Source organism: Cytobacillus sp. FSL R5-0377, from assembly GCF_038004385.1.
Classification (GTDB): domain Bacteria; phylum Bacillota; class Bacilli; order Bacillales; family Cytobacillaceae; genus Cytobacillus.
In genome coordinates this window covers 2,553,272-2,576,958 of sequence record NZ_JBBORA010000001.1, presented here as the reverse complement: position 1 = coordinate 2,576,958, position 23,687 = coordinate 2,553,272, and the positions used below count along the sequence as shown (strand labels likewise).

Genomic DNA, 23,687 nt, shown 5'->3' with positions numbered 1-23,687 from the left:
AGTTTTAAATTGGGTTAATTCTTATCTAAAAACAGGTCGATAATTGTAAATTTATGGCGATTTAATTTGAACTTCTCAATGAATCTATGAAAAATTAACCCAATGCGAGATTTACTGAAATAGATTGATTTCCTCAATCATTTTCCTAATAATACGAATTGTCACACTTTATTATTTGGTAGAAGGAGAGGGTTTTATGAAAAAGAAGCGTCAAAAGAAAAAGATAAGCAGAAAAGCAGCCATTCCAGCTGTATTAGCCTTATCCGTGGCTTTTGGAGGGCTTTTGCCAACATCCTCAGCATTAGCTGCCGAGTCGGCAAACACGGCAACTGTGCTATTTAAGGCAGAAGGATTAAGCAAGCATGAAGTGGTAAAAGCTTATCTGCAATCAAAGGTTCAATCTCCAAAAGTGAAGCTTGCAGATCCCGGGGAGCAATTTAAAATTGTGAGCGAACAGGAAGATTCCGAAACAGGTACATACCATGTGCGTACTGTTGAGCAATATAAAGGAATCCCGATTTACGGTTCCGGACAAACTGTTGCACTGGATTCCAGCCATAACGTATATGCTTCTCTTGGCAAAGTCACTCAAAACCTGGCTCGCTCCATTATTCCAACTGAGGCATCCATTTCAGAAGAGGAAGCGGTCAGCATAGTAAAAGAAAGTGTTGAATCACAGATTGGCGAAGTAAAAAATTACGATGGTATACAATCTCAATTGCTGATTTACCCGCATAAGGGAAAAAACTATCTCGCTTACTTGGTTAAAGCCTCCACATCCTTTCCAGAGCCTGGCTACTTCCATTATTTTGTGGATGCAATGAGCGGAGAAGTCATAGAAAACTTTAATAAAATACACACGGTAGATGAGGAGACACTTACTCCGATAACGGGAAGAGGGCTGGATGTGCATGGAAACTTGCTGTCATTTAATGCGGCAAAGGACACAGCGACAGGAACCAGCTATTTGTATGGACCTTCTGTCTGGTCATCTAACTCGGTTCCAATGGCAACATTTAATGCTAAAGCAATGGACCCGCTTATATTTAACTTGGGCAGTGTCTTACTAGGATTTACAGGATTTGAAGTCACAACGAACAGCGGAAGTAACTTTTTCCATGATCCGGCTGCCATTTCAGCACACTACAACTCGGATAAAGTAAACCGATACTATCAAGCTGTTCATAAGCGAAACAGCTTGGATGATAAGGGAATGAAATTGATCAGCACAGCCCACATAGGCACAAAGTGGAATAACGCTGCCTGGAATGGAATTCAAATGATGTACGGAGACGGGGACGGCATTAAATACAGCTCCCTTTCCGGCGGACTGGATGTAGCTGGACACGAAATGACTCATGGCGTGATTGAACACACAGCTGACCTCGTTTACGAAAGTGAATCGGGAGCAATCAATGAATCATTAGCAGATATTCTGGGGAATTTCTCGGAAATATATACGACGAAAGAAGTTGAATGGGAGCTGGGAGAGGATATCACCACCCCTAATATTCCTGGTGATGGAGGGCTGCGGTCCATGAGTGATCCAGCTTCCAAGAAGACAAGTCTCATGCCTTCAGGTCACTATCCGGATCATTATGATGACCGCTATCTGGGTACAGAAGACAATGGCGGCGTTCATATCAACAGCGGAATTAATAATAAGGCTGCTTACTTAATCAGTCAGGGCGGCACAAACAATGATATAACGGTAACGGGGATTGGCACTTCAAAAACGGAAAAAATCTACTATCGTGCTTTGACACTTTATTTGACATCTTCCTCCGGATTCCATGACATGCGGGAAGCAGCCATCAATGCTGCCCGCGACCTGTATCCTGATAAAAACGGTGCTCCGTCTAAAGAAACCCAAGCTGTTATGGATGCTTATGCTTCTGTAGGTGTAAACTAAGAACCAAAATCAAAAGCCATGAACCAGTTTGAAAGGGGCATGGCTTTTGACTTATAACGGGTTCATTCACACGGAATCGATTCAATAAAGATATTCGAAACCTGGACAGCCTTCTCATATTGCTCCGTCTCCACGTAATATTGGTACAATTGCTTGCCAAACCGGTTGGTAAACATGGCGTTACTGATGGAAAGGAAATAGGGAAGTGCCTCTTTTTCTATATAACTATAATATTGCTCACTTTGGTCTTCTATCCGCAGAATAAGGAGCTTGAATATCATTTTATAGAACCGGTTCTCCAATTCCCTCGCCATAGACATTCCTTCCCTGGCTCTTTTCAACAGCATTGTTTTCCGCATTAGCTTCCCTTCCAGACAGGCATTAGTATAGTTATGCAAACGCTGAAGATACAGCACAGAGGGCCTGGCCACTAAGCTTAAAGCCTCTTCTAAAACCTTATTAGCCTTTCGGTATTCTTTCCTTCTGATATACTCATAGCCTAAATTGTTTAAGAGCAGCGACTTTGTATTAGGTAAATTCAGCAGTTCACTGTTATGGATTAATCTTTGATAGGATGCCTCCAAATCTTTAAAATCAACCTGCAAATCATTTCCAGCCTGAACCAGCATCAAGGCTTCAGCCGAAATCGCACCCATATAATTATCCGTTTCCTTGAAGTGTAAAAGTGCCTTTTTGGCGTATGCGTAAGCCACTACCTTGGAATTGGTCCAATGATAAGCTGCTGCCAAGTGGTAAAAGTATTCCTGATTCCCATATTCATTCACATTTATGTCCTTTAAAAAGTTTATCGCTTTTTGAAAATTCCTGGTTTTGGAGTCTCTATACTGCAATATGTAATAGATTCCCCATACGTGTTTCAACATATTTTCTTCATAAGGAGGAAGATCGGTGTAGTCGTTTTGTATATGGAACAAAATCTCTTTAGCCTTATCTAAATCCATTTTTTTTAAATAATATCTCGAAAGAAGCAGGTCGTAAAAAGCGGCATGGCTGGAGGAAAGACTGATAGGAATGCCATCAAGCTCTTTTTTGATTTCCTCAGTTACCTTCGTATTTTTCATAATGATTGCCTTATGCCATTGGTGAAGCCGTTCTTCTAAATTAGCAAATCGGTTAATCTCCAAATCTATATCTAAGTTCAGACGCTCTGAAAAAAGCTGGATAATCTCATAGGAAAATGGCGTCTGTCCACGTTCGATTTTGCTCACGTGTGTAATCGAGCAAATGCCCCTTCCCAATTCCTCTTGTGTAAGTCCTGCCTTTTGGCGGTGAAATTTAATTATTTCTCCAGCTAACACGAAAGACTCCCCCCTGAACTAAAATGAGTTTAATAAGATTTATTGTAGTAAATGGAAATCCTATTTTGTTTCCTTCTTAAATAACCCCAAATTTTATTGTTATATTTACCTATAATCCTCCCTAAAACTTCCATGGTTTACTGAATTTTAATTCTTTCGTAGTGCTTTCGCCATATAAACAGCCCCCTAATTCCCCCGATTAACAGAATGTTCTTTCTTATCTATACTTTTTAATAGAAACTATGAGTTTGGTTATACCACTATTTTTTTGTAGAGGAGAATGTGCAAGAATGAGAGATTTCAGGCTTAAAAAATATGTAACCGCTGCCATGGCTGCAGCAATGCTGGCTGTTCCGCCCCTCCAGGCTTCTGCCGATGACTCAGGGAAAAGCATCGTAAAAGGAGCAGATGGCAAAGCGTCCGTAACAGATCTGCAAGGGCTGAATGCAAAAGCAAGCAAAGGCAAGCATGTCATCACTCTTATTACAGGTGATGTCGTGACCGTAACGGAATTTGCAGATGGAAAGAATATCATTCATGTTGAACCGGCAGACCCTTCCGCCAGCGGAGCGCGTATTTTGACGGCCAACAAGGACACGTATGTCATTCCTGATCAGGCTATGCCTTATCTGGCATCTGGATTTTTGGACCAGGACTTATTCAATATTACGGCTTTAATTAAAGATGGCTATGATGATGAGAATCAAAAGGAATTACCTGTCATCATCCAATACTCCGAGTCCAAGGGCCGTTCTGCTAATGTTCTTCCAGCCCCAAAAGGCTCAAAGAAAACCCATGTACTTGAAAGTATCGATAGTGTGGCAGTCTCTGCTGATAAGAAGGAAACAAAGGAATTCTGGTCAGAGATTACCAAAGGAAATAAAGCTGCTAAAAAGTCTAAGGCTGCACTGGCTCCCGGCATTGAAAAGATCTGGCTGGATGGCCGGGTCGAAGCATCTCTTGAACAAAGTGTCCCGCAAATTGGAGCTCCTTCAGCCTGGGAATCCGGCTATGATGGATCAGGCGTAAAGGTGGCTGTTCTGGATACAGGAATTGATTCTGCGCATCCGGACCTGGCTGGCCAGCTGGATGAGGCTGTGAGCTTTGTTCCGGGAGAAGAAGTAACCGATATGCATGCACATGGAACCCATGTGGCCTCCACAGTGCTTGGGACTGGAGAAGCATCAGAAGGACGGAATAAGGGTGTGGCACCAGGTGCACGCCTCCTTGTAGGAAAAGTACTAAGTGACGACGGCTTTGGCCAGGATTCCTGGATTATCGATGGAATGGAATGGGCTGCTGAAAATGCCAAAGTCGTCAACATGAGCCTGGGCAGTCCTGAACCAAGCGATGGAACGGATCCGATGGCTCAGGCTGTAAACAATCTCAGTAAAGAAACAGGCTCCCTGTTCGTCATTGCTGCCGGTAACACTGGCATGGAAGGGATTGGATCACCAGGAGCCGCTGAAGCAGCCCTTACTGTCGGCGCAGTGGACAAGTCAGACAATTTAGCCTGGTTTTCGTCCAAAGGACCCAGCTTTGGAAGTGCTGGATTAAAGCCTGATCTCACCGCTCCAGGAGTCGGAATCATGGCAGCCCGTTCACAGCATACGGACAAGGGAAGCGGCTTTTATATGAGCATGGATGGCACCTCAATGGCCTCTCCTCATGTTGCAGGCGCTGCAGCTATTCTTTCCCAGCGTCACCCCGACTGGACCGGAGAACAGCTTAAGGAAGCTTTGATGAGCACGACCAAGAAGATTGAGGACATTAAACCTTTTGAAGGCGGGACAGGCCGTCTTGATACAGTCGCTGCACTTGGTGAAGTAAGAGCTACAGGTTCCCTTGATTTCGGATTCTATGACTGGCCGCATGAGAATGATGTTCCGGCTGAGAAGACCATTACGTATACAAATGATGGCGACCAGGATGTGACATTGGATCTGTCAGTGTCTGTCAAAGATGTGAATGGCACTGATGCACCTTCTGGAATGGTAAAGCTATCGGCTGAAAAAGTGACTGTTCCTGCAAAGGGAAGTACCGATGTCACCGTTACACTTGACCCGAATGCCGGTGATTTTGGCACCCGATATCAGGGACATATCAGCGCTTCATCAGAGGCGCAGAGCGTTGTTCATACTTCACTGGGCATGATCAAAGAAGATGAAAGATACCCGCTGACTATCAAGGCAATCGACCGGGACGGTGAAGCTGCCTCTGCATACTTCTATCTTTTAGGACCAACTGGCGAACCACAGTTTATGTCAGTGGAAGGGACGAAAGAGCTTAGACTGCCGAAAGGAACGTATTCGGTTATGTCGATGATGGATGTGGATACAGATACAGATCATGCTGGAGTGGCACTTGTCGGCGACCCGGAAATTAATCTGGAGGGCCCTCAGACCGTTATGCTTGATGCACGCAAAGCCAATGAGATTACAGTAGATGTTCCGAAGAAAACAGAAGCCAATTACCGGAAAATGGAGTATTTCCGCAGCATTGAAGGTAACGAAGTGAATGACATTTACATCGTCCCAGCAGTGGTGGACAAAATGTATGCTGCCCCAACAGAGAAAGTAAAAGGTGGCGAATTCACACAGGCAACGCGCTGGCGCCTGGCAGAACCACTGCTGACAATCGGTTATAAAGGAAAGGAACTGGATGATATCCCGCAGGCAGGAAGCACGCTTATAAACGGAAAGGATAATTTGAAGGCTGTCTATGCAGGGAATGGATCACCGGATGATTATAAAGGTCTCGATGTAAAAGGAAAAGCCGTCATTGTGCAGCGCAGTGATGAATTAACCGGATCCGAACGTGCGGCAGCAGCTTTAGCAGCAGGGGCAAAGCTATTAATTACTGTCAATGATGGGCCAGAGGAGCTAAGTGAATGGGTAGGAGTAGAAAATGAAGATTTCTCACTATCCGATAGCCCTCTTCCAGTTGCAGGCATCAGCGGCACTGAAGGCAAAGAACTGATTGAAGCGGCCAAGTCCGGAAAATTGACCTTAAAAGTCGAGGGTACTCCTGATTCGGACTACTTATATGACTTGGTGGACATGCATCATCAGGCAGTTCCTCAAAAAGTGGACTATTCACCGAAAAAGAAGGAACTTGTCCAAATCAACTCTGAATATAAATCAGATCGCCCTGCACCTGGTGCCGAGTTCCGGTACGATATCCTGGAACACAGCTTTGCCGGAGTTGGCTTCCTGCAGAAACTTTCACTCCCGTCCGTGAGAACAGAGTGGGTATCGGCTCAAAAAGGAACTTCCTGGTATCATCAGGCCGGAGTCCTTGATGGCCAGTGGGAAGTAAGACAGCCAAAAGTGGAATACAAACCAGGTCAAACATTGAATGAAGAATGGTTTTCGCCTGTAGTCCGCCCTCGTTTTGGCGCCGGCTTTTGGGCTCCATACCGTTCCGGCAATTATTTGATCCTCAATGTTCCTGCCTGGGCTGACTCTGGCCCTGGACATACAGGTGCTGACATGAATTACCCTGGCGACCAGACATTAAAGCTATATCAAGGGGATAAGCTGGTTAAAGAGGGAGCGGGCCAGGCCCTCTACTTATTTAATGAGTTTCCGGCAGAGAAAACCCAGTATAAACTTATAAGTGATGCTGCCCGTGATGCAGAGCGCTGGAACACATCAGTCCGTACACATACGGAGTGGACATTCTGGTCCGGGAAGCAGGAAGGATACCAGAACACACTTCCACTGATTTCCCTGGATTATAAAGTGGATACGGACATGGCCGGCAATTCCCTGGCCGGTAAGAAGATTAAGCTTGATTTATCAGCTGTTCAAATAGCCGATGCTCCTGAAAACGGCAAAATATCAGGAGCCAGCCTCGAAGTGTCCTTTGATGAAGGAAAGACATGGGAAGCGGCAAAGTTAGTAACTAAAGGCAATGGATGGTCTGCTGAAATCAAGCATCCAAATAAGAAGGGGGCCTCTGTCTCCCTGCGTGCCAGCGCATGGGATGATGCAGGCAATCGCGTGAAGCAGGAGATTATCAAGGCGTATGGATTAAAGTAATAAAGAAATGAACCAGGCTGTTAATGCCTGGTTTATTTTTTTGAACAGCGGATTGACCTCCGTGCTCTTCAGGAACGTATACTAGGCTATTTTAATATATTGGTTAAATCCGAGGCTTTATTTTTTAGAACGGAGGAATAACATGACCAATTTTCAATATTTTACAGGGACTATCAGGCAAATCTCTGATTTTAACACCGATGGCTGCCTTAAGATGATTTCCATTGAGAACGGTATGGGAGGAACCGTCCACTTCATCGTATCTCCTTCTACGTATGTTTTAGATCAAACCATGCTGTCTGCAGGGGACATCATTACCGGATATTATGACGGCAATGCTCCTGTACCCATGATATATCCCCCTCAATATCGCGCGCTTGTGGTCGTAAAACATACTTCCCATCAAAATGTAAAAACGGACCATTTTAATAGCCAGCTCATCAGCAGCGATGGCCAGCTGCAATTAAACGTCTCGCCGTATACCCGGATGGTGCTGACCAATGGGCAGGCCTTTACCGGCAGTCCTGCTAACAGAGACCTGGTTGTGGCCTATGGTCCTTCTACCAAAAGCATCCCTGCCCAGACCACACCATATAAAATTGTTGTTTTATGTTTATCCTCCACTTAAGAAAGCATGCAGTTATTTCGCGGCGCAATAGAAATAGGGCCCAATCTGGTGATTGGGGCCTTGGCTGTTTTGGATTGGGCGGGTTCGGACTCTGGGTGTTGCTTGGTGTCCGTAGGTTGGACCAGGTTCCGACTCTAAACCGGAGTTTTCTGCCTTTTGTGTCCGAAGGTGGCCAAGTTCCGACTCTAATCCGGGGTTCCATCCCTTTTGTGTCCAAAGGTAGACCAAGTTATGACTCTATCTCGCGATACCCTGCCTTTTGTGTCCGAAGGTGGACCAAGTTCCGACTCTATCTCGCGGATTCCCACCTTTTGTGTCTGAAGCTGGACCAAGTTCCGACTTTATCTCGCGGGTTCCCACCTTTTGTGTCCGAAGGTGGACCAAGTTCCGACTCTATCTCGCGTTTTCTCTCCTTTTATGTCCGAAGGTGGACCTGGTCCCGACTCTACCCCCGGCCTCCCCTGCTTTTTTTAGTCCAAACCAAGCAGCTTATTACTCATCATCAATTTCCCCATCACCGATTTCATCCTCTTCTTCTACGTCTTCAACCTGTTCGTCTTCCTCAGGCTTTTCATCGTTTCCGCAGCCCGTTAACGTTACGAAAGAAAGCGATAGTAAAAGCATCAATAATAATTTTTTCATATAAGTAACCTCCTTTTGGCTAGTTTTTCTAAAAGACCCCTCTTCTATGTATGTTTACTAATTCGCCGCCTTCCTCCCTTTTGAATATTTGCACCTGGATAGGAAAACACTTGTATAAGGCTATACTATTTTTTTACTCAGATTAAAGGATGTGCCACAGATGGATTTTATACACAGTCAGCACTCGCTTTCTGCTTTGGAGTGGGGACTCAGGGCTGTCATCTCTTATTTCTTCTTAGTTATTGTCGTCCGGGTGCTGGGGCAGCGTGCTATTTCCCAATTAAGGCTCCTTGATTTAGTAATGGCTTTCGTCATAGGCAACATTATTGCCCATCCCTTATCAGATGAGGAGCTTGGATTAAAAGGCTCCATGATTACAACGATTGTGCTGGTAATACTTTACCTGATCAGTTTATTCAGTGTACTGAAATGGCCGGCAGTCAGAAATCTGGTGAATAGCAAGCCCATCACCGTCGTGCAGAATGGCGAAATCCTATACAAAGGCTTAAACAAAGCAAGGATTTCTATTGATGTGCTTCTGGAGGAACTGCGGGAGAAAAAAGTGGAAGATGTCAAAAAGGTGGCGCTGGCTCTGTGGGAACCGAGCGGGAATATTTCGTTCTTTTTAGATCCCAAATATGAACCTATTACACCTGCATACCTTCAAAGGAGTGCGGAACCATTTGATTTGCCAAGAACGATTATTAAAGAAGGTAAAGTGGATAAACAAACACTGCAAACCATGCAAAAGGATGAAGGATGGCTAATCGCCCATCTACAGCGTTTTTATCAGACGGAAATAAATAATGTTCTGTTAGCTACCCTGGACAGCAAAGGAACTTTGAAGATATTTTTATATCAATAATTCGGTTGTAGTTTTCACCATTCTGTCACAACTCTCTCTAATCCCCCTGTCGTTTTCCCCCTTTCATTTCGATTATCAGTGATGAAAGGGCGGTGCAAAGATATGAATCTTAAATCAGGCAGTGTGAACCAGTTTGAACAGTTTTCTCAGTTTAAAGACCTTCAGGAATTTAATGCCCATCTGGAAATGTGGCTGGCCGTATATAAAATTAAGTTTTCAAAAGGAGAACTTGTTGGGCTGAAACGGCTTATCCGTTTTGCCGCGAAGGTTCCCGGTGTTTCCAATGCAAAGATCGGGACCGTTTTAAAAGCCATTCATGCTGAATACAGCGGCAATGGCATTTCACGCTCTACTTTTAAAAGAATGATTGCAAAAGCCATAAGTCTCGGCATTTTCACTGTTCATGAAACAGAAAGAAAAAATGGCTCGCAATCCAGCAACTTATATGTATTTAATCGTTTTCCCCAAAGTGGGCCACCCAAAAAGGAAAAAATGGACCACCCTAAAACTATCAATCTTTCTAAAACTAATAACCATCAAAAGATTACTAAACGTAACGAAACCGAACTTGATTACCGCTTTACCAGTGATCGTGTTCCAAGAGCATTCACCGAGCTTGTCCAATACTTTTTCCCGGAAGCAAAGCAGATCGAGGAATTCTGGAAAATGACAGCCATTGCTGCCTATAAACATAATTGTGAACAAAATGTGAACGTTGTACAGGATTTAGCGATTCAGGCTTTTCAACAGCTGATCCGGAAAATGAAAACCTCTTCAATAGCCCGTCCTATCGCGTATTTCTATGGGATTGTAACGAAAAAATTTGAAGAACAATACTACGAAGAATTATACGAAATGGGCTTTTCAGCGTATGAAAAAGATGTTTTCGCGGAATTTTTTTATAAAAAATAAAAAAAACTTGCTTAATGCCCGTAATTCTCAAGTTAGACCCCCTAACTCCGGAATTAGACCCCTTAATTCCTGAGTTAAGGGGTCTAAACGGCCGATTTACGGCTTTTGCCCAATTCGCAAAAATAGGATAAAAAACCTATATTTGAGCTACCCGGGAATACTTTGAAAGCGCGCTTTCCTGAAGGGAATCCAGCATGGAAAGCTTTGAGCAAGTGGCAGTGCAATTTGAACCGATGATTCACCAGATTATACGGTCTTTAAACATTTATCAAAATCAGGAAGACTATTTTCAAATTGGCCTGATTCGTCTTTGGGAGGCGTGGAAACTATTTGATCCTTCAAGGGGAAACTTTTTGACGTTTGCTTATTCCATCGTTAAACAGGGACTCATTGATGAGTTGAGAAAAACCTGGATGCAGAAAAACAGCGCTGTCACCCTTAGTGAGGAATTCTGGTCATCAGTGGAATCTGTCTATACATTCCAGCCTCTCGAAAAAGAGAAGCTTCTTTCTTACTGCAGCAGCCTCACCCAAAACCAGACCATATGGGTGCTTTCGACCTTCCTCCTTGATTTGTCAACCAAAGAGATCGCTGCACAGCAGGGAGTAACTGTTTCAGCGGTAAAAGCCTGGAAAAAAGGAGCCCTGATAAAACTTAGGACTACTATTCCGCAAAACTAAAAATTTTTATCGGGCACCATGTCTTTTTTCAGCCTTCATTTCGATTATATAGGTGAAAAGGAGGTGAGCAGAAATGGCACAGGCAATCATCACTACTTCTAAGCTTCGCCTGGTTTTTGAAACAGGATTGAACGGACAGGGCAAACCTGTCTATAAATCAAAAACCTATAACAGCGTGAAGCAATCCGCTACCGCGGACCAGCTTTTCACAGTGGGGCAGGCAATCGCCGGATTATCCAGCTACCCGCTGTCAGAGCTGAACAGAAATGACAACTTCAATATTTTAGGCTAATCCCGGTTGGAAATAACGATGTGGGAGGTGAAAGGAATGGCAAAGACACTTGAAATGACATTTGTAACGGAACTGGGCAATGAAACCAAATTATCGGTTGACAGCCCGAAGGAGCCGATTAATCCAGCTGCGGTTAAGGCAGCGATGGAACAGATCATTGCAGCTAATGCATTTGACGGCAATGGCGGGGACTTTGTTTCTATTAAGGATGCCAGATTAATAGAACGCAATGTAAAAGATTATGAGTTAGTGTAAGGAAATGAGGCCGGATTCTTAGAAACCGGCCTTTTTAAGCTATAAAGAAAGGAGCATGCCTAATGGAACAAATGGTCACCCTGATCAGCGAACTCGGCTTCCCGATTGTGGTCACGCTTTTTCTGCTGAGCCGGATTGAAGCCAAGCTTGATGTGGTCGTGTCCTCAATCCAGGGATTGCCGGATCGGCTGAAAGAATAGAAAAGCGAAAGCGCCTTGACCAAAACTGTGGTCAGGCGCTCTAAAAAGGGACCTACTTTTTCGCAACCGGAATCCAGATTTCACTGCGGAAGGTGGGAGAAGCGGTATCTTTGCTTTCATTCCATAGAATTTCCGGCCCTTCTACTTGCTGGTAAGAGGATGAAGGGAACCATTCTGAGTAGATTCTTCCCCAAACATTCTGAAGCGTTTCCGGAAACGGCCCCACTGCTTCAAAGACAGCCCATGAACAGGCTGGAACCTCAAGTGATGACATTCCCTCCGGACATTCCTGAACGGTGGCAGCTCCGATAAAGTGGTCAAGCTCACCCTTTTCCTCCATTCTTCCTTCCGAAAAATTGGCTGAAGCACTGATCAGGCCAAATGGCTCTGTATCAGATAACCCTTTGAGCTTTTGAATCATTTTTTCATCCAGGCTCTTCCACATGGCTGCAATCTCCGGATTCACCCCGTTAAAAATAATCGGTACCCGTTTTTTTAAACCCACAATCCTAAAGGCCTTTTTTTCTTCTATACGATAATTCATTTCAGTTCCTCCCTTAATAGATAAATGGAAAGTCATCGGAGGATAAGCCTTAAGGGCATGGCCATTGCTCCTCGCTTCTGAAGGAGTGATGCCATGAAGCTGCTGGAATGCCCTCGTAAACGAATCCGGCGAGCTATATCCATATTGGAGAGCTACATCAATGATCTTGGCATTCTTATCCTTCAGATCAAAGGCAGCCAAAGTCAGCCGCCTCCTCCGGATATACTCGGCAAGCGTTACCCCGGCGAGAAACGAAAACATTCGCTTAAAATGGTATTCTGAGCAACACGAAATCCTTGCTGCTTCTTTGAAGTCGATCTCATCCATTAAATGCTCTTCAATATACCTCATCGCCCGATTCATATTTTGCAGCAAATCCATATCGATGACCTCCTTGTATCTATAGATTAGCAGGAGCCGCTGGTGTGAACCCGACAATACATGCACGGAAATGCAGGATTGTTATTCCTTTTTATATTTCTTTTTTAACGTGTCAGAGACAATTCCCCCGCCGAGCATGAGTACCAGCGGTCCAAAATTCCAGAAAAACGATCCGCGCAGAGGGATTTCCAAATCTGTAAAATGATTAAGTCCTAAAATGCCCAGTTTAATGAGCAGCATAGCCAGCCCGATCATAAATAAAATTTCAAAAAACACTTTCATTCTTGGATAAGCAAGCTGCCTGCTGTCCTTTATCACTTTCTCTGTCAATTCCCCGTCACTCCTTAATAATTCATCAATTGTAACTCCAAATAGATCACTCAGTTTAATAATGATTTCAATGCTGGGGTAGTTCTGGCCATTTTCCCATTTTGAAACAGACTGGCGGCTCACAAACAGCTTTTCAGCCAGTTCCTCCTGTGACCAGCCTTTCTCTTTCCTCTCCTTTTTCAGCTTTTCCGCAAAAATCATATTCGCTATCACCTTTCTCAAAGTCGATCATCTCATTATGGTAATTTTTTGGGTCAAAAGTAAAGATAGGAATGGTTGCTGGGGGGCGCACGCAGGGGTTGCATGGCTTTCCGGCGGGGTTTTTACGCCTTTTTTCCATTTATCTTAAAGCCCGCATTACTCGCTGAAAAGAGACATAAATAGGCTCCCATCCTATGCACGGGAGCCTTAATGCCATCATAATTTCGTATAGACATGCACGCAATTGCGTCCTGCCTGCTTGGCCGCATATAATGCTTTGTCCGCACGGTTCAGAAGCTGGTATAGAGTCTCCTCCGACTCTTTATCTGCCTGGGCCACACCCAGGCTCAGCGTGACCGGAATGGTTTTAGTCTCTGTCACGAGCGGATGTGATTGGAGACAGCTGCGCAGCCGTTCAGCCACTTCTGCGGCTTCAGACTCTGTGCATCCTGCTACGGCCAGTACAAACTCCTCGCCGCCATAACGGGCAAACAGTTCCTCCTTCTTCAGCTGGGATTGGCAAACAGCTGCGGCATGCACCAGAACCTGGTCACCAACGGAATGTCCATACGTATCATTAACATGTTTAAAATGATCAATATCCAAAAGAATAACGGAAAAAGGGGCAGCCGTCTTTATAGCCTCAGCGAACTGACGGGTGCTTTGCTGAAAAAAGGCCCGGCGGTTATAAATCCGGGTAAGTTCATCATAATAGGCTTGATGCTCCAGCTGAAGCTGTAAGCTTTTTAACTCCGTAATATCTGTAAAAATAATGAGCAGTCCCTTTCTCTTATGGACATGCTGTAAAGACGAGATGCGGACCTGATAAGTCCGTTTGACAGGACCCGAAGCATCCAGCTCAATTTCCTGAGTATTGTCAGCTTCCTCTAGTCTAAAAGGGAATGCGATGTCTGCCATCTTCGGCCACATCTTTTCAAAATCCTGTCCATACATAAGTCTGTCCAATGGCGGAAACATTCTTTTGCACGCCTGATTGGACTCAATAATTCTGTTGGACTCATCCAGTACAATAACACCATCATTAATGCTGTTAAAAATTGCGTCTTTGGCAAAGGGCATAACGGTAAATAGCCGTGATGAGCTGATCGACCAGAAATATAGAAGTGAAGATAGCCATAGGATCATTGGAACCGGGTCGATTCCTGGAGGCGTGAATCCGACTAGATAGATAAATGCAGTCACCATAGGAACCAGCTGTCCGAACGCGATGGCGATCAGCTGCGGGCGATAGATTTTCGCAGTTTCTTTCCAATGAGAGAGAACCAGCAGAAATGCCACAAACATGCAGGAGAAGGTATACACGCCATGAATCATATACCATCTGCCAATTTCCTGATAAACATAAGGCGCACCCAGCAGCGGATCGATCTCAAAAACCCGATAATGAAGATGATGCCAATCATTAGCAGCAACCATAAGAAGCGTAATAAAGGGGAGAATAAGCAGAGCCATACAGCGTCTTAACGTTATTTTAAATCCCAGATACTGCATGATGAACAACAGTCCCAAAGGCGGAGAAAAGGCCATCCCTGTATAGAGTGCAGTGGTCCAGAACTTAATTTCCTCAAGAGTCGACGACATCAGGCCGAATGCAGAAGCAAAGCAATAAATCGTAATGGATGCCGTATAAATCATAAATAGCCGGGCGATATGAGTATACTGATGCTGTTTGGCAAAAACATAAGCACATAAGCACAAATTAAACACGCCAGATGTACAAATAAGCGTAATATAAGCTGTCAATTCCGATTTCAAGGGGGAATACCTCATCAAATTATTTTTCTTTAATGTAGCATATCAAAAGTGATATGGGGCTTTTTATGGGAAAATAATCATCCAGTCTCCCACAAAAAAAGAACCTTCATCCTTCGGATCAAGGTTCTCCAACTTTTAGCTATAAGCAAGCTCCTGCTGTTTTTCCTTTTCGCTTAGACCCAGCACCTGCCCTGTGGATTCATGAATCTCACGGAACAGCTCAGGGTGTTCAGATAGTGACATGCCGTAGGACGGAATCATTTTCTTAATTTTAAAGTGCCACTCGTCCATTTTCTCAGGGAAGCACTTCTGCAATACCTCAAGCATGACATTCACGGCTGTTGAAGCACCCGGTGAAGCTCCGAGCAGAGCAGCAACCGTGCCGTCAGACGCACTGACTACCTCTGTGCCAAACTGCAGGGTTCCTTTTCCAGCTGGTGTATCCTTGATGACCTGTACACGCTGGCCGGCCACAACGACACTCCAGTCTTCACTCTTTGCGTTTGGAATGAACTCACGCAGTTCCTCTACGCGCTGTTCATGCGAAAGCATGACCTGCTGAATCAGGTATTTTGTCAGCGCCATTTCCTTTGCACCTGCAGCCAGCATGGTGATGACATTATTTGGCTTAACGGACTTGATCAGGTCCATATTGGAGCCTGTTTTCAAGAACTTCGGCGAAAAGCCGGCAAACGGGCCAAACAGCAAGGATTTTTTGTTATCAATAAATCTTGTATCCAGATGCGGCACAGACATTGGAGGAGCACCTACTTTGGCTTTTCCGTACACCTTCGCATGATGCTTCTCGACGATTTCCGGATTATTGCAGACAAGGAACAGTCCACTTACCGGGAATCCGCCAATATGCTTGGATTCAGGGATGCCCGTCTTCTGAAGCAGATGCAGGCTTCCACCGCCTCCGCCGATAAAGACAAACTTCGCCTCATGGTTTTCAATTGTGCCGCTCTCTATATTTTTCACTTTTACATTCCATGATCCATTGCCGCCACGCTTCAAATCCTCAACGCTATGCTTGTAATGGACATTAACATTTTTATTCTTTAAATGGTCAAACAGCATGCGCGTTAACGCACCGAAGTTGACATCCGTTCCAGAGTCGATTTTTGTGGCTGCAATCGGCTCATCCGACTCACGGCCTTCCATCATCACCGGGATCCATTCCTTAAGCTTCTTTGGATCATCGGAAAATTCCATGCCCTGAAACAGCGGATTAGCTGACAGCGCTTCCAATCGTTTTTTCAAAAACGAAACATTTTTTTCCCCCTGAACAAAGCTCATATGAGGAATTGGCATAATAAAGTCCTGCGGATTAGTAATCAGGTTGTTTTCTACCAGATATGACCAAAACTGTCTGGAAAGCTGAAATTGTTCATTTACATTAATCGCTTTAGCGATATCTATTGACCCATCAGATTTTTCGGATGTATAGTTAAGCTCGCACAATGCAGCATGTCCCGTCCCTGCATTATTCCATTCGTTAGAGCTTTCTTCTCCTGCGCTAGCGAGCTTTTCAAACACTTTGATTTCCCATTCAGGTGCTAATTCTTTCAGTAAAGACCCCAAAGTCGCGCTCATGATTCCGGCACCAATTAAGATAACGTCTGTTTTGTTCTGTACGCTGCTCATTATAAACCCTTCCTTATCCCAGAATTTTGCCAAAAACTGCAGGCGCTTTACTCAGGCATCACCACTTGAAAGGCATCACCTAAGGACGCACCTTTTCCGTCACACAAAATACACATTCTATTCTATTATAATAATTGTTAGGGTAAGATAGCTAGCATTATCTGATAATTATATACTATTTTAGACAAATTAGAAAGAGGGCGGAGTTTGGAGGAACAAAAACAGCAGATAAAACGATTCCAGTATTGGAAGTTTTGTCTGCTGTTTGGTACCTTTATGCCTTTTTTAGAATTTCCTGCACTTCACTCAGGCTGGGAAGACCAGTCATAGCGCCTTTTTTGGTTACGGCGAGTCCTCCTGACACATTTGCAAAGCGAATCATGGAAGCCATCTCATCCTGCGAATGATCCTCAAAAGCTTTAGATGATTCATTTATGCAATAGAGAAGTCCGGAAACGAATGCATCTCCGGCACCCGTGGTATCCACCACCTTGTAGGGCAAGGCTGGAATTCTCCCGATCTCATCTTTATAGCGGAAGATGCAGCCATCGCCGCCCAATGTAACGATTGTCAGCTTATTTTCAGGAAACCGGGATATTCCCTCTTCCATATGATTGCATCCGGTTAAAAAGGTGAGCTCCTCCTCTGAAATTTTTACAATATCGGCATAGGGAAGCGCACCCAGTATTTCTGCTTTTGCCCTTTCCTCGGAATCCCATAATCCTATGCGGAGATTGGGATCATAGGAAATAAGCATATCCATTTCCTTAGCCCTCTTCACTGCTTGAAGGGCTGCAGTTCTTGAAGGCTCATGAATGAGTGAAATCGAGCCAAAGTGAAAAATCCTGTATTCTTCGAAAATGTTCCAATCAATCTCGTCTTTATTCAGGAACCGATCTGCGCTTGGGTTAATGTAAAAACTAAAATCCCGTTCACCAGTGGGCTCTAATGTCACAAACGTAAGGCCTGTCCGCGCCACATCCGTCAATTTCATATATTGGGTATGAACCCCATATCCCTCCAGGGTCTCCTTAAGAAAATGCCCAAGCACATCGTTGCCGACTTTCCCAATAAAGGCAGCCTTTCCTCCAAGCTTCGAGACTCCAACCGAAACATTGGCCGGTGCCCCGCCTGGAGCCTTTTGATAAGCAGTATTTTCAAAATCAAGGGGGATAAAGTCTATCAGAGCTTCCCCTAAACATAGAACTCCTTTCATAGCACACCTCATAAAAAAGTTATTTTCCCCCCAGCTCCCACAAGGATACCGAAACGCCCGCATCCCCGCTAAAGAAAATCGTTTCATCGTCAGAATCAGGAAAATACCGTGCGGTAAATACTTCCTCTCCTCCATTTACGAAGATCTCCAGTGAAGAGTGGTCCATAAATACATGCAGGCTGGATAGACTTGAAATCTTGCAGGTTCTTGACTCCTGCATTCCTGATTTCACATTTCTTCTTTGCAGCTGGATTACCTTCTGGTCCGGATAATAAATAAGAGTGGCCTCATTGCGGAAATCCACTTTGAACATACCCCTTATGTGCTTAGATAAGTTCAGCATCAGCTCAGCCGTTTTTCCGCTTATGCCCTCCAGCTGCAGCCTTTCACCTTTTATCTCCACGTCATGGAGCTCCGTTTTATCTTTGCGGAGCTTTTTAAATTCTTCCACAGGAGTCTGTATGAGCCTTCCGTTTTTCATATTCAGCACTCTTGGCATGGTCAATGCATGGACCCAGCGATAACGGACCGTCGGCTGGCTGGATTCAGCTTCATCTGTAATGCCCATCCACCCATAAAGAATCCTTCTTCCTAAATCATCTTTAAAGGTTTGCGGAGCATAAAAATCAAAGCCGCGATCCAGCTCAGTAAAAGAACCATGTGTAAACTTCGCTTTTTCGTAATCGAGCTTTCCGGAAAAATATCCCGATTGAAAGAGATTATGGTACTCATATCCACTGGGCTCAAGTCCCTGCGGTGAGACAAGGAGTATCTCCTGTCCATCAAGCTCAAATAAATCCGGGCATTCCCACATATAGCCAAACTCTTCAAGTCCATTCATTTTTGCGCCGGCAATCTTCCCTTTTTCCTGCCAATGGTGTAAATCCTTTGATGCAAAGAGGACAGCAGCCCCCTTCTGCTCAAGGGTCTGCGCTCCAACTACCATATAGAAGTGCCCATCCTTTTCCCAGACCTTTGGATCCCGGAAATGAGCTGTATACCCTTTTGGCAGCTCCAGGACTGGCCCTTTCTTTTCAAAATGGACACCATCCTCAGAAACAGCAAGACACTGATACGTTTCCCGCTTGCCATCCTCCGTTTTCACATTTCCTGTATAAAAGAGATACAGCTTTCCATCATGCTCTATCGCACTTCCGGAATAGCAGCCATTCCGGTCATACCACTGATCAGGAGCGAGCGCGATCGGCTCCTCCTGCCAGTGGATGAGATCCCTGGATGAGTAATGTCCCCAATACTTTGCACCATGGGCAGTCTCAAACGGGTTCCATTGATAAAACACATGATAAACACCCTTGAATTGTATTAAGCCATTCGGATCATTCAGTAATCCGACAGGCGGCATGAGATGATACTTCAGCCGGCAGGGATCCTGATTGACCAAGTGACTGTTTTTTTCTGCCTCCATGCGGGCTTTCTTGAATAAATCTATATCCGTCATATTAGAACATCCTTGCTGTTGATATTTCTGTTACTGTCCCTGTTCCACTTCTTTCTTTGCTTTATCCGAGAATCCAAACATCCATGTCAGAGCAAAGGCTACTGCGAGGGCAATCACATTGACTAAAATGTACAGGAGAACCTGGCCGTTCAAGTAAAGGAGGGTACCAGGAATAACGGTCACAGCCATTCCTGTCGCTTTCAGCTGCAGCAGGGAGGCAACGAAACCTCCGGCAGCTCCGCCAATCAGTCCCATAAGAAACGGCTTGCCGTAGCGCAGATTGACACCGAACAATGCCGGCTCGGTTATTCCCAAAAACGCAGATATAGCGGATGGGAAAGCCAGTGCCTTTAACTTGGCTGATTTTGTTTTTAAAGCAACTGCTAACGTTGCACCGCCTTGGGCTGCAACGGAACATGTAATAATTGCGTTGTATGGGTTGCTTTTATATTGAGCCAGCAGCTGTATCTCCAGCATGTTGAAAATATGATGAACACCAGTGATAACGATTAGCTGATTAAGTCCTCCAATCAAGATTCCGCTGATTCCGAACGGCCATGAGAGCACTGTGATGGTAACATCCAGTATGCTTTGCTCCACTATATGGAATATAGGCCCAATGACCAGAAGCGCTAATCCAATCATGATCAGGAGGGTTAAGAACGGGGTAATAATTAAATCCAGTGCATCCGGCACCCGTTTTCGAATAGCCCTCTCCAGTTTTGCCCCAATAATCCCGGCAATAAAGGCTGGAAGGACAGAGGCCTGATAGCCGACAATCGGAATAAACCCAAAGAAGTAAATCGGTTCAACTCCTCCGCCTGCTACATCCCATGCATTTGGGAGGGAAGGACTGACAAGCATCAACCCCAGGATTAAACCAATGATTGGGGTCCCGCCAAACACTCTAAAGGTTGACCAGGCGACAAGAGCCGGAAGGAAAATAAACGCCGTATCCGTCAGTACCTGAGTAAATAAGATGAAATTTTCTGATACATCAGCTTCTGTCATGCCAAATAAAGCAAGGATTTCCTCCTGCATCACCAGCCCGCGCAGCCCCATAAAGAGCCCTGTCGCGACAAGGACTGGAATAATCGGCACAAATACATCCCCAAATTTCCGGATCGCCCTTTGGAAAGCCGAGCCGCTTTTAACAGCTTCTTTTTTCTGCTCTGATGCTGACATGGAATCTATATCCAGGCCGGATACTTCTTCATAGACTTTATTAACGGTTCCAGTGCCAAAAATAATCTGATATTGGCCCGAATTGAAGAAAGCCCCTTTTACCTTATTGATGCTTTCAACTCTTTCCTGATCAATTTTTTCCTGATCATTCACCATTAGCCGCAGCCTGGTTGCGCAGTGGGCCACTGACTGAATATTTTCCCTGCCGCCGACTGCTTCTATTAAATCTTCCGCAATTTTACGATACTCCGACATCCTCTTCACCCCTATTTTTATAGTCTTGTGGAATCGATTCCATAATGGTTAAAAAATAATGGAACGTTCCTTTGTGAAATCGATTCCATAAAAGCGAAAATAAAAGTGTAATCGATTAAACCTTTTTTATGAAATCGATTACACGACCATTATATACTTTCTCTCTCTACAAGTCTATAATTAATTTTCCGCGTTTTTTCCAGGCTATGCTCCCCATTGATTTTTTGCAGAATCAGCAAAGCTGCTTCCCTCCCTGCATCTTCAAAGGAAAAATCAATAGTTGTTAAGGCCGGGGTGATATATTTAGACAGCTCAGATCCACCCATACCTGCAATCGCCACATCACCGGGAACAGAATAGCCATTTTGCCTAAGATACCGTAAGGCGCCAATCGCCAGACGGTCTGTCACAGCCACGACTGCCTGCGGTTTATCTTCTGCAGATTCCATAATATTCTTCATGCCATTAAACCCGGAATCAATATCAAAAATCCCCTTTTGAAGCCAGGCCGATTCAACGGATAGCTGATGCTCCTTCATGGCATCTAGGTACCCTTGTTTCCGCAGGTAACCCACCGCACGGTCAGCCTCATCCACTCCAATAAAAGCAATTTTTTTATATCCCTTTCGGATTAGCAGGCCTGCCATATCCCGCGCAGCCTGATATTCATCAAAAATGACACTCGTCAATTCTTCCGCATGCTGCCCCACCATGATAAATGGGATGTTCAGCTGACGGATCTCCTGAATCAATTCCGGCTCCACGTTTGTAGCTGACAGAATCATGCCGTCCACATTCCTGCTTTTAAGAAGCCGTATATATTCAATCTCTTTTTCGGCGTGAAGATTTGTATTAGCAAGCAGAATTTGATAGCCTTCTCCGGCCAATACTTCATCAATTCCATTAACCAGACGGCTTGACGTTTCAGTGCTGATCTTTGGGAGAATAACCCCGATAACCTTAGTTTTTTTCGTGCGGAGCGACTTCGCATGGGCACTTGGGACATAACCGGTCTCCTCTATTACATGAAGGACCCTTTTCCTCGCGTCCTCACTCACATAACCGGAATTATTCAAAACCCTTGAAACAGTTGTCCGAGAAACCTTCGCCCTTTCTGCTATTTCCTTAATGGTAATCATCTAAATCCTCCCGGGCAAAATAGTCTATTATCATTTTACACAAATGAAGGGAAAAGGAAATAGCGGGCTCTGGGCTGGATGCAATATGAATTGTTATTTTTTAAATTTGCTTTAAAATAGTGGTAAAGAAAGGAAGTGGATAATGTTAGTAAAAAGAAGATTTCCGTCAGATGAATTAAAATCCATGCGATATTTAAACACCCGAATGGAGTTAACTGAAAGAGAAAAGCAGCATTGGTCAAACCTTGAAAAAGGTTATGAAGGAGAGTTAAAATTTGACCTTCTCGCAGAAAACCTGACCGAAGAAAGACTGGTGATTCATGACCTTTTACTGGAAGTAAACAACTCCTATTTTCAAATTGACTCCTTAATCATTTCAGAAGGAATGATCCATTTAGCAGAAATTAAAAATTTCCAGGGAGACTGGCACCTGGAATCAGACAAGTTATATGCCGTAAATACCGGCCGGGAATATAAGAATCCTGTATACCAATTAAAAAGAAGTGCTGCCTTATTCCGCCAGCTTCTTCAAACCCTTCAATCTAACGTCCCTGTTGAAGCCTCCGTTATTTTTATCAACCCTGAATTCACCTTATACCAAGCCCCCATGGATCAGCCCATTATTTTGCCCACCCAAATAAACCGCTTCCTGAAAGACTTGAACCATATCCCGTCCAAATTAAATGAGGGTCACCGAAAACTGGCACAGCAATTACTTTCACTCCATCAAACCAAAAATCCTTACACCATGTTGCCTGAGTATCACTTTGACCAGCTGAAAAAAGGGATGTACTGCAAGGTTTGTCAGTCTCTTCTCAACCGTATAAACAAGGACCTTGTATGCGGAGAATGCGGCAGGCATGAAAAAATAGAACAGGGCATTCTGCGGAATATAAAGGAATTTAAACTCCTTTTTCCCGGGAGAAAGCTGACGACCCAAAGCATTTATGAATGGTGTAATGCTGATATTAGCAAAAGAACTTTCTCCAGGGTATTAAAGAAAAATTATTCGATGTGGGGCAGCACCAGTAATACCTATTTTGAGTGAGAGGATTGGGTTTGGCAGAGAGTTTAGGTTCTTGGTACGGAAGTAATCACGGGTTTAGACTTTGGGTGCTAGATTTCTTTACTTTAGTTTGGGCAGGTTTTGACGTTAGTTCCGGGGGGGCCTCTCTTGTGTCAGAAGTTGACCCGAGTTCTGACTCTAGTTAACGGGTTTCTTCCCTTTGTGTCAGAAGTTGGACCCGGTTCTGACTCTAGTTCCGGGAGGGCCTCTCTTTGTGTCAGAAGTTAACCCGGGTTCTGACTCTAGTTACCGGGTTTCTTCCCTTTGTGTCAGAAGTTAACCTGAGTTCTGACTCTAGTTCCGGGGGGACCTCTCTTTGTGTCAGAAGTTGGACCCGGTTCTGACTCTAGTTCCGGGAGGGCCTCTCTTTGTGTCAGAAGTTGACCTGAGTTCTGACTCTAGTTCCGGGAGCGCCTCTCTTTGTGTCAGAAGTTAACCTGAGTTCTGACTCTAGTTCCGGGGGGGGCCTCTCTTTGTGTCAGAAGGTGACCTGAGTTCTGACTCTAGTTCCGGGAGGCCTCTCTTTGTGTCAGAAGGTGACCCCGGGTCTGTCTCTAGTTACCGGGTTTCTTCCCTTTGTGTCAGAAGTTGGCCCCGGATCTGACTCTAGTTCCGGGAGGGCCTCTCTTGTGTCAGAAGGTGACCCCGGGTCTGTCTCTAGTTCCGGGAGGGCCTCTCTTGTGTCAGAAGGTGACCCCGGATCTGACTCTAGTTACCGGGTTTCTTCTCTTTGTGTCAGA

20 protein-coding genes are annotated in these 23,687 nt (G+C 44.6%); 10 read left to right on the top strand and 10 right to left on the bottom strand.

Annotation, left to right across the window (positions count from 1 at the left end; all coding sequences use genetic code 11):
- The first annotated feature begins 196 nt into the window (after positions 1-196).
- Positions 197-1,912 carry a M4 family metallopeptidase gene (locus NSQ49_RS13290; RefSeq protein WP_159863554.1) on the top strand — a complete coding sequence of 572 codons (1,716 nt, stop codon included), beginning with the start codon at positions 197-199 and terminating at the stop codon, positions 1,910-1,912.
- Between the two features lie 62 nt (positions 1,913-1,974).
- Here NSQ49_RS13290 and NSQ49_RS13285 read toward each other — a convergent pair whose 3' ends face one another.
- On the bottom strand, positions 1,975-3,231 hold the full coding sequence (locus NSQ49_RS13285) for a helix-turn-helix domain-containing protein (protein ID WP_251283848.1): 1,257 nt from the start codon (positions 3,229-3,231) through the stop codon (positions 1,975-1,977).
- A gap of 290 nt (positions 3,232-3,521) precedes the next feature.
- Here NSQ49_RS13285 and NSQ49_RS13280 point away from each other — a divergent pair, with 290 nt between their 5' ends.
- Both NSQ49_RS13280 and NSQ49_RS13275 read left to right on the top strand, forming a co-directional pair.
- The gene (locus tag NSQ49_RS13280; RefSeq protein WP_251283849.1) at positions 3,522-7,274 is read left to right on the top strand and encodes a S8 family serine peptidase; all 3,753 of its coding nucleotides are present in this window, start codon (positions 3,522-3,524) and stop codon (positions 7,272-7,274) included.
- 142 nt (positions 7,275-7,416) lie between these two features.
- Positions 7,417-7,902 (top strand): hypothetical protein, encoded by a 486-nt coding sequence (locus NSQ49_RS13275; protein ID WP_251283850.1) that lies wholly within the window; start codon positions 7,417-7,419, stop codon positions 7,900-7,902.
- Between the two features lie 492 nt (positions 7,903-8,394).
- Here the strand turns inward: NSQ49_RS13275 and NSQ49_RS13270 are convergent, their stop codons facing one another.
- Positions 8,395-8,544, bottom strand: a complete 150-nt coding sequence (locus NSQ49_RS13270; RefSeq protein ID WP_201306513.1) for a hypothetical protein — start codon at positions 8,542-8,544, stop codon at positions 8,395-8,397.
- A gap of 160 nt (positions 8,545-8,704) precedes the next feature.
- Here NSQ49_RS13270 and NSQ49_RS13265 point away from each other — a divergent pair, with 160 nt between their 5' ends.
- From NSQ49_RS13265 to NSQ49_RS13240, 6 genes are all read left to right on the top strand, one after another.
- Positions 8,705-9,409 carry a DUF421 domain-containing protein gene (locus tag NSQ49_RS13265; RefSeq protein ID WP_251283851.1) on the top strand — a complete coding sequence of 235 codons (705 nt, stop codon included), beginning with the start codon at positions 8,705-8,707 and terminating at the stop codon, positions 9,407-9,409.
- A gap of 102 nt (positions 9,410-9,511) precedes the next feature.
- Complete coding sequence (locus NSQ49_RS13260; protein ID WP_159863559.1) at positions 9,512-10,321, top strand: hypothetical protein; 810 nt, start codon at positions 9,512-9,514, stop codon at positions 10,319-10,321.
- Positions 10,322-10,515: 194 nt separating this feature from the next.
- A complete protein-coding gene (locus NSQ49_RS13255; RefSeq protein ID WP_251283852.1) occupies positions 10,516-11,001 on the top strand; it encodes a sigma-70 family RNA polymerase sigma factor in 486 nt (161 codons plus the stop codon).
- A gap of 73 nt (positions 11,002-11,074) precedes the next feature.
- Entirely contained in the window at positions 11,075-11,293 is a 219-nt protein-coding gene (locus tag NSQ49_RS13250; protein WP_251283853.1) for a DUF1659 domain-containing protein, read from the top strand.
- Between the two features lie 36 nt (positions 11,294-11,329).
- Positions 11,330-11,548, top strand: coding sequence for a DUF2922 domain-containing protein (locus tag NSQ49_RS13245; protein WP_251283854.1), 219 nt, complete (start codon positions 11,330-11,332; stop codon positions 11,546-11,548).
- 62 nt (positions 11,549-11,610) lie between these two features.
- Positions 11,611-11,748 (top strand): YvrJ family protein, encoded by a 138-nt coding sequence (locus tag NSQ49_RS13240; protein WP_159863563.1) that lies wholly within the window; start codon positions 11,611-11,613, stop codon positions 11,746-11,748.
- Positions 11,749-11,800: 52 nt separating this feature from the next.
- Here NSQ49_RS13240 and NSQ49_RS13235 read toward each other — a convergent pair whose 3' ends face one another.
- The 8 genes from NSQ49_RS13235 to NSQ49_RS13200 form a co-directional block, all read right to left on the bottom strand.
- Complete coding sequence (locus NSQ49_RS13235; RefSeq protein WP_159863564.1) at positions 11,801-12,673, bottom strand: AraC family transcriptional regulator; 873 nt, start codon at positions 12,671-12,673, stop codon at positions 11,801-11,803.
- 81 nt (positions 12,674-12,754) lie between these two features.
- Complete coding sequence (locus NSQ49_RS13230) at positions 12,755-13,204, bottom strand: helix-turn-helix domain-containing protein (RefSeq protein WP_159863565.1); 450 nt, start codon at positions 13,202-13,204, stop codon at positions 12,755-12,757.
- 216 nt (positions 13,205-13,420) lie between these two features.
- The gene (locus tag NSQ49_RS13225) at positions 13,421-14,980 is read right to left on the bottom strand and encodes a sensor domain-containing diguanylate cyclase (protein ID WP_251283855.1); all 1,560 of its coding nucleotides are present in this window, start codon (positions 14,978-14,980) and stop codon (positions 13,421-13,423) included.
- Positions 14,981-15,115: 135 nt separating this feature from the next.
- The gene (locus NSQ49_RS13220; RefSeq protein WP_251283856.1) at positions 15,116-16,627 is read right to left on the bottom strand and encodes a malate:quinone oxidoreductase; all 1,512 of its coding nucleotides are present in this window, start codon (positions 16,625-16,627) and stop codon (positions 15,116-15,118) included.
- A 274-nt stretch (positions 16,628-16,901) separates the two neighbouring features.
- On the bottom strand, positions 16,902-17,843 hold the full coding sequence (locus NSQ49_RS13215) for an aminoimidazole riboside kinase (RefSeq protein WP_159863568.1): 942 nt from the start codon (positions 17,841-17,843) through the stop codon (positions 16,902-16,904).
- 19 nt (positions 17,844-17,862) lie between these two features.
- A complete protein-coding gene (locus tag NSQ49_RS13210; RefSeq protein ID WP_251283857.1) occupies positions 17,863-19,302 on the bottom strand; it encodes a glycoside hydrolase family 32 protein in 1,440 nt (479 codons plus the stop codon).
- A 30-nt stretch (positions 19,303-19,332) separates the two neighbouring features.
- Positions 19,333-20,742: a sucrose-specific PTS transporter subunit IIBC gene (locus tag NSQ49_RS13205; protein ID WP_159863570.1), complete on the bottom strand. Its 1,410-nt coding sequence runs from the start codon at positions 20,740-20,742 to the stop codon at positions 19,333-19,335.
- Positions 20,743-20,891: 149 nt separating this feature from the next.
- Complete coding sequence (locus NSQ49_RS13200; RefSeq protein ID WP_159863571.1) at positions 20,892-21,881, bottom strand: LacI family DNA-binding transcriptional regulator; 990 nt, start codon at positions 21,879-21,881, stop codon at positions 20,892-20,894.
- A 142-nt stretch (positions 21,882-22,023) separates the two neighbouring features.
- Here NSQ49_RS13200 and NSQ49_RS13195 point away from each other — a divergent pair, with 142 nt between their 5' ends.
- Complete coding sequence (locus NSQ49_RS13195) at positions 22,024-22,929, top strand: nuclease-related domain-containing protein (RefSeq protein ID WP_251283858.1); 906 nt, start codon at positions 22,024-22,026, stop codon at positions 22,927-22,929.
- Positions 22,930-23,687: the final 758 nt, after the last annotated feature.

Coding starts and splice junctions, on each gene's coding strand:
- NSQ49_RS13290 (WP_159863554.1), top strand. CDS start 197: ATGAAAAAGAAGCGTCAAAAGAAAAAGATAAGCAGAAAAGCAGCCATT.
- NSQ49_RS13250 (WP_251283853.1), top strand. CDS start 11,075: ATGGCACAGGCAATCATCACTACTTCTAAGCTTCGCCTGGTTTTTGAA.
- NSQ49_RS13235 (WP_159863564.1), bottom strand. CDS start 12,673: ATGGATTTGCTGCAAAATATGAATCGGGCGATGAGGTATATTGAAGAG.
- NSQ49_RS13255 (WP_251283852.1), top strand. CDS start 10,516: ATGGAAAGCTTTGAGCAAGTGGCAGTGCAATTTGAACCGATGATTCAC.
- NSQ49_RS13265 (WP_251283851.1), top strand. CDS start 8,705: ATGGATTTTATACACAGTCAGCACTCGCTTTCTGCTTTGGAGTGGGGA.
- NSQ49_RS13260 (WP_159863559.1), top strand. CDS start 9,512: ATGAATCTTAAATCAGGCAGTGTGAACCAGTTTGAACAGTTTTCTCAG.
- NSQ49_RS13215 (WP_159863568.1), bottom strand. CDS start 17,843: ATGAAAGGAGTTCTATGTTTAGGGGAAGCTCTGATAGACTTTATCCCC.
- NSQ49_RS13230 (WP_159863565.1), bottom strand. CDS start 13,204: ATGATTTTTGCGGAAAAGCTGAAAAAGGAGAGGAAAGAGAAAGGCTGG.
- NSQ49_RS13280 (WP_251283849.1), top strand. CDS start 3,522: ATGAGAGATTTCAGGCTTAAAAAATATGTAACCGCTGCCATGGCTGCA.
- NSQ49_RS13205 (WP_159863570.1), bottom strand. CDS start 20,742: ATGTCGGAGTATCGTAAAATTGCGGAAGATTTAATAGAAGCAGTCGGC.
- NSQ49_RS13240 (WP_159863563.1), top strand. CDS start 11,611: ATGGAACAAATGGTCACCCTGATCAGCGAACTCGGCTTCCCGATTGTG.
- NSQ49_RS13210 (WP_251283857.1), bottom strand. CDS start 19,302: ATGACGGATATAGATTTATTCAAGAAAGCCCGCATGGAGGCAGAAAAA.
- NSQ49_RS13275 (WP_251283850.1), top strand. CDS start 7,417: ATGACCAATTTTCAATATTTTACAGGGACTATCAGGCAAATCTCTGAT.
- NSQ49_RS13195 (WP_251283858.1), top strand. CDS start 22,024: ATGTTAGTAAAAAGAAGATTTCCGTCAGATGAATTAAAATCCATGCGA.
- NSQ49_RS13270 (WP_201306513.1), bottom strand. CDS start 8,544: ATGAAAAAATTATTATTGATGCTTTTACTATCGCTTTCTTTCGTAACG.
- NSQ49_RS13220 (WP_251283856.1), bottom strand. CDS start 16,627: ATGAGCAGCGTACAGAACAAAACAGACGTTATCTTAATTGGTGCCGGA.
- NSQ49_RS13245 (WP_251283854.1), top strand. CDS start 11,330: ATGGCAAAGACACTTGAAATGACATTTGTAACGGAACTGGGCAATGAA.
- NSQ49_RS13200 (WP_159863571.1), bottom strand. CDS start 21,881: ATGATTACCATTAAGGAAATAGCAGAAAGGGCGAAGGTTTCTCGGACA.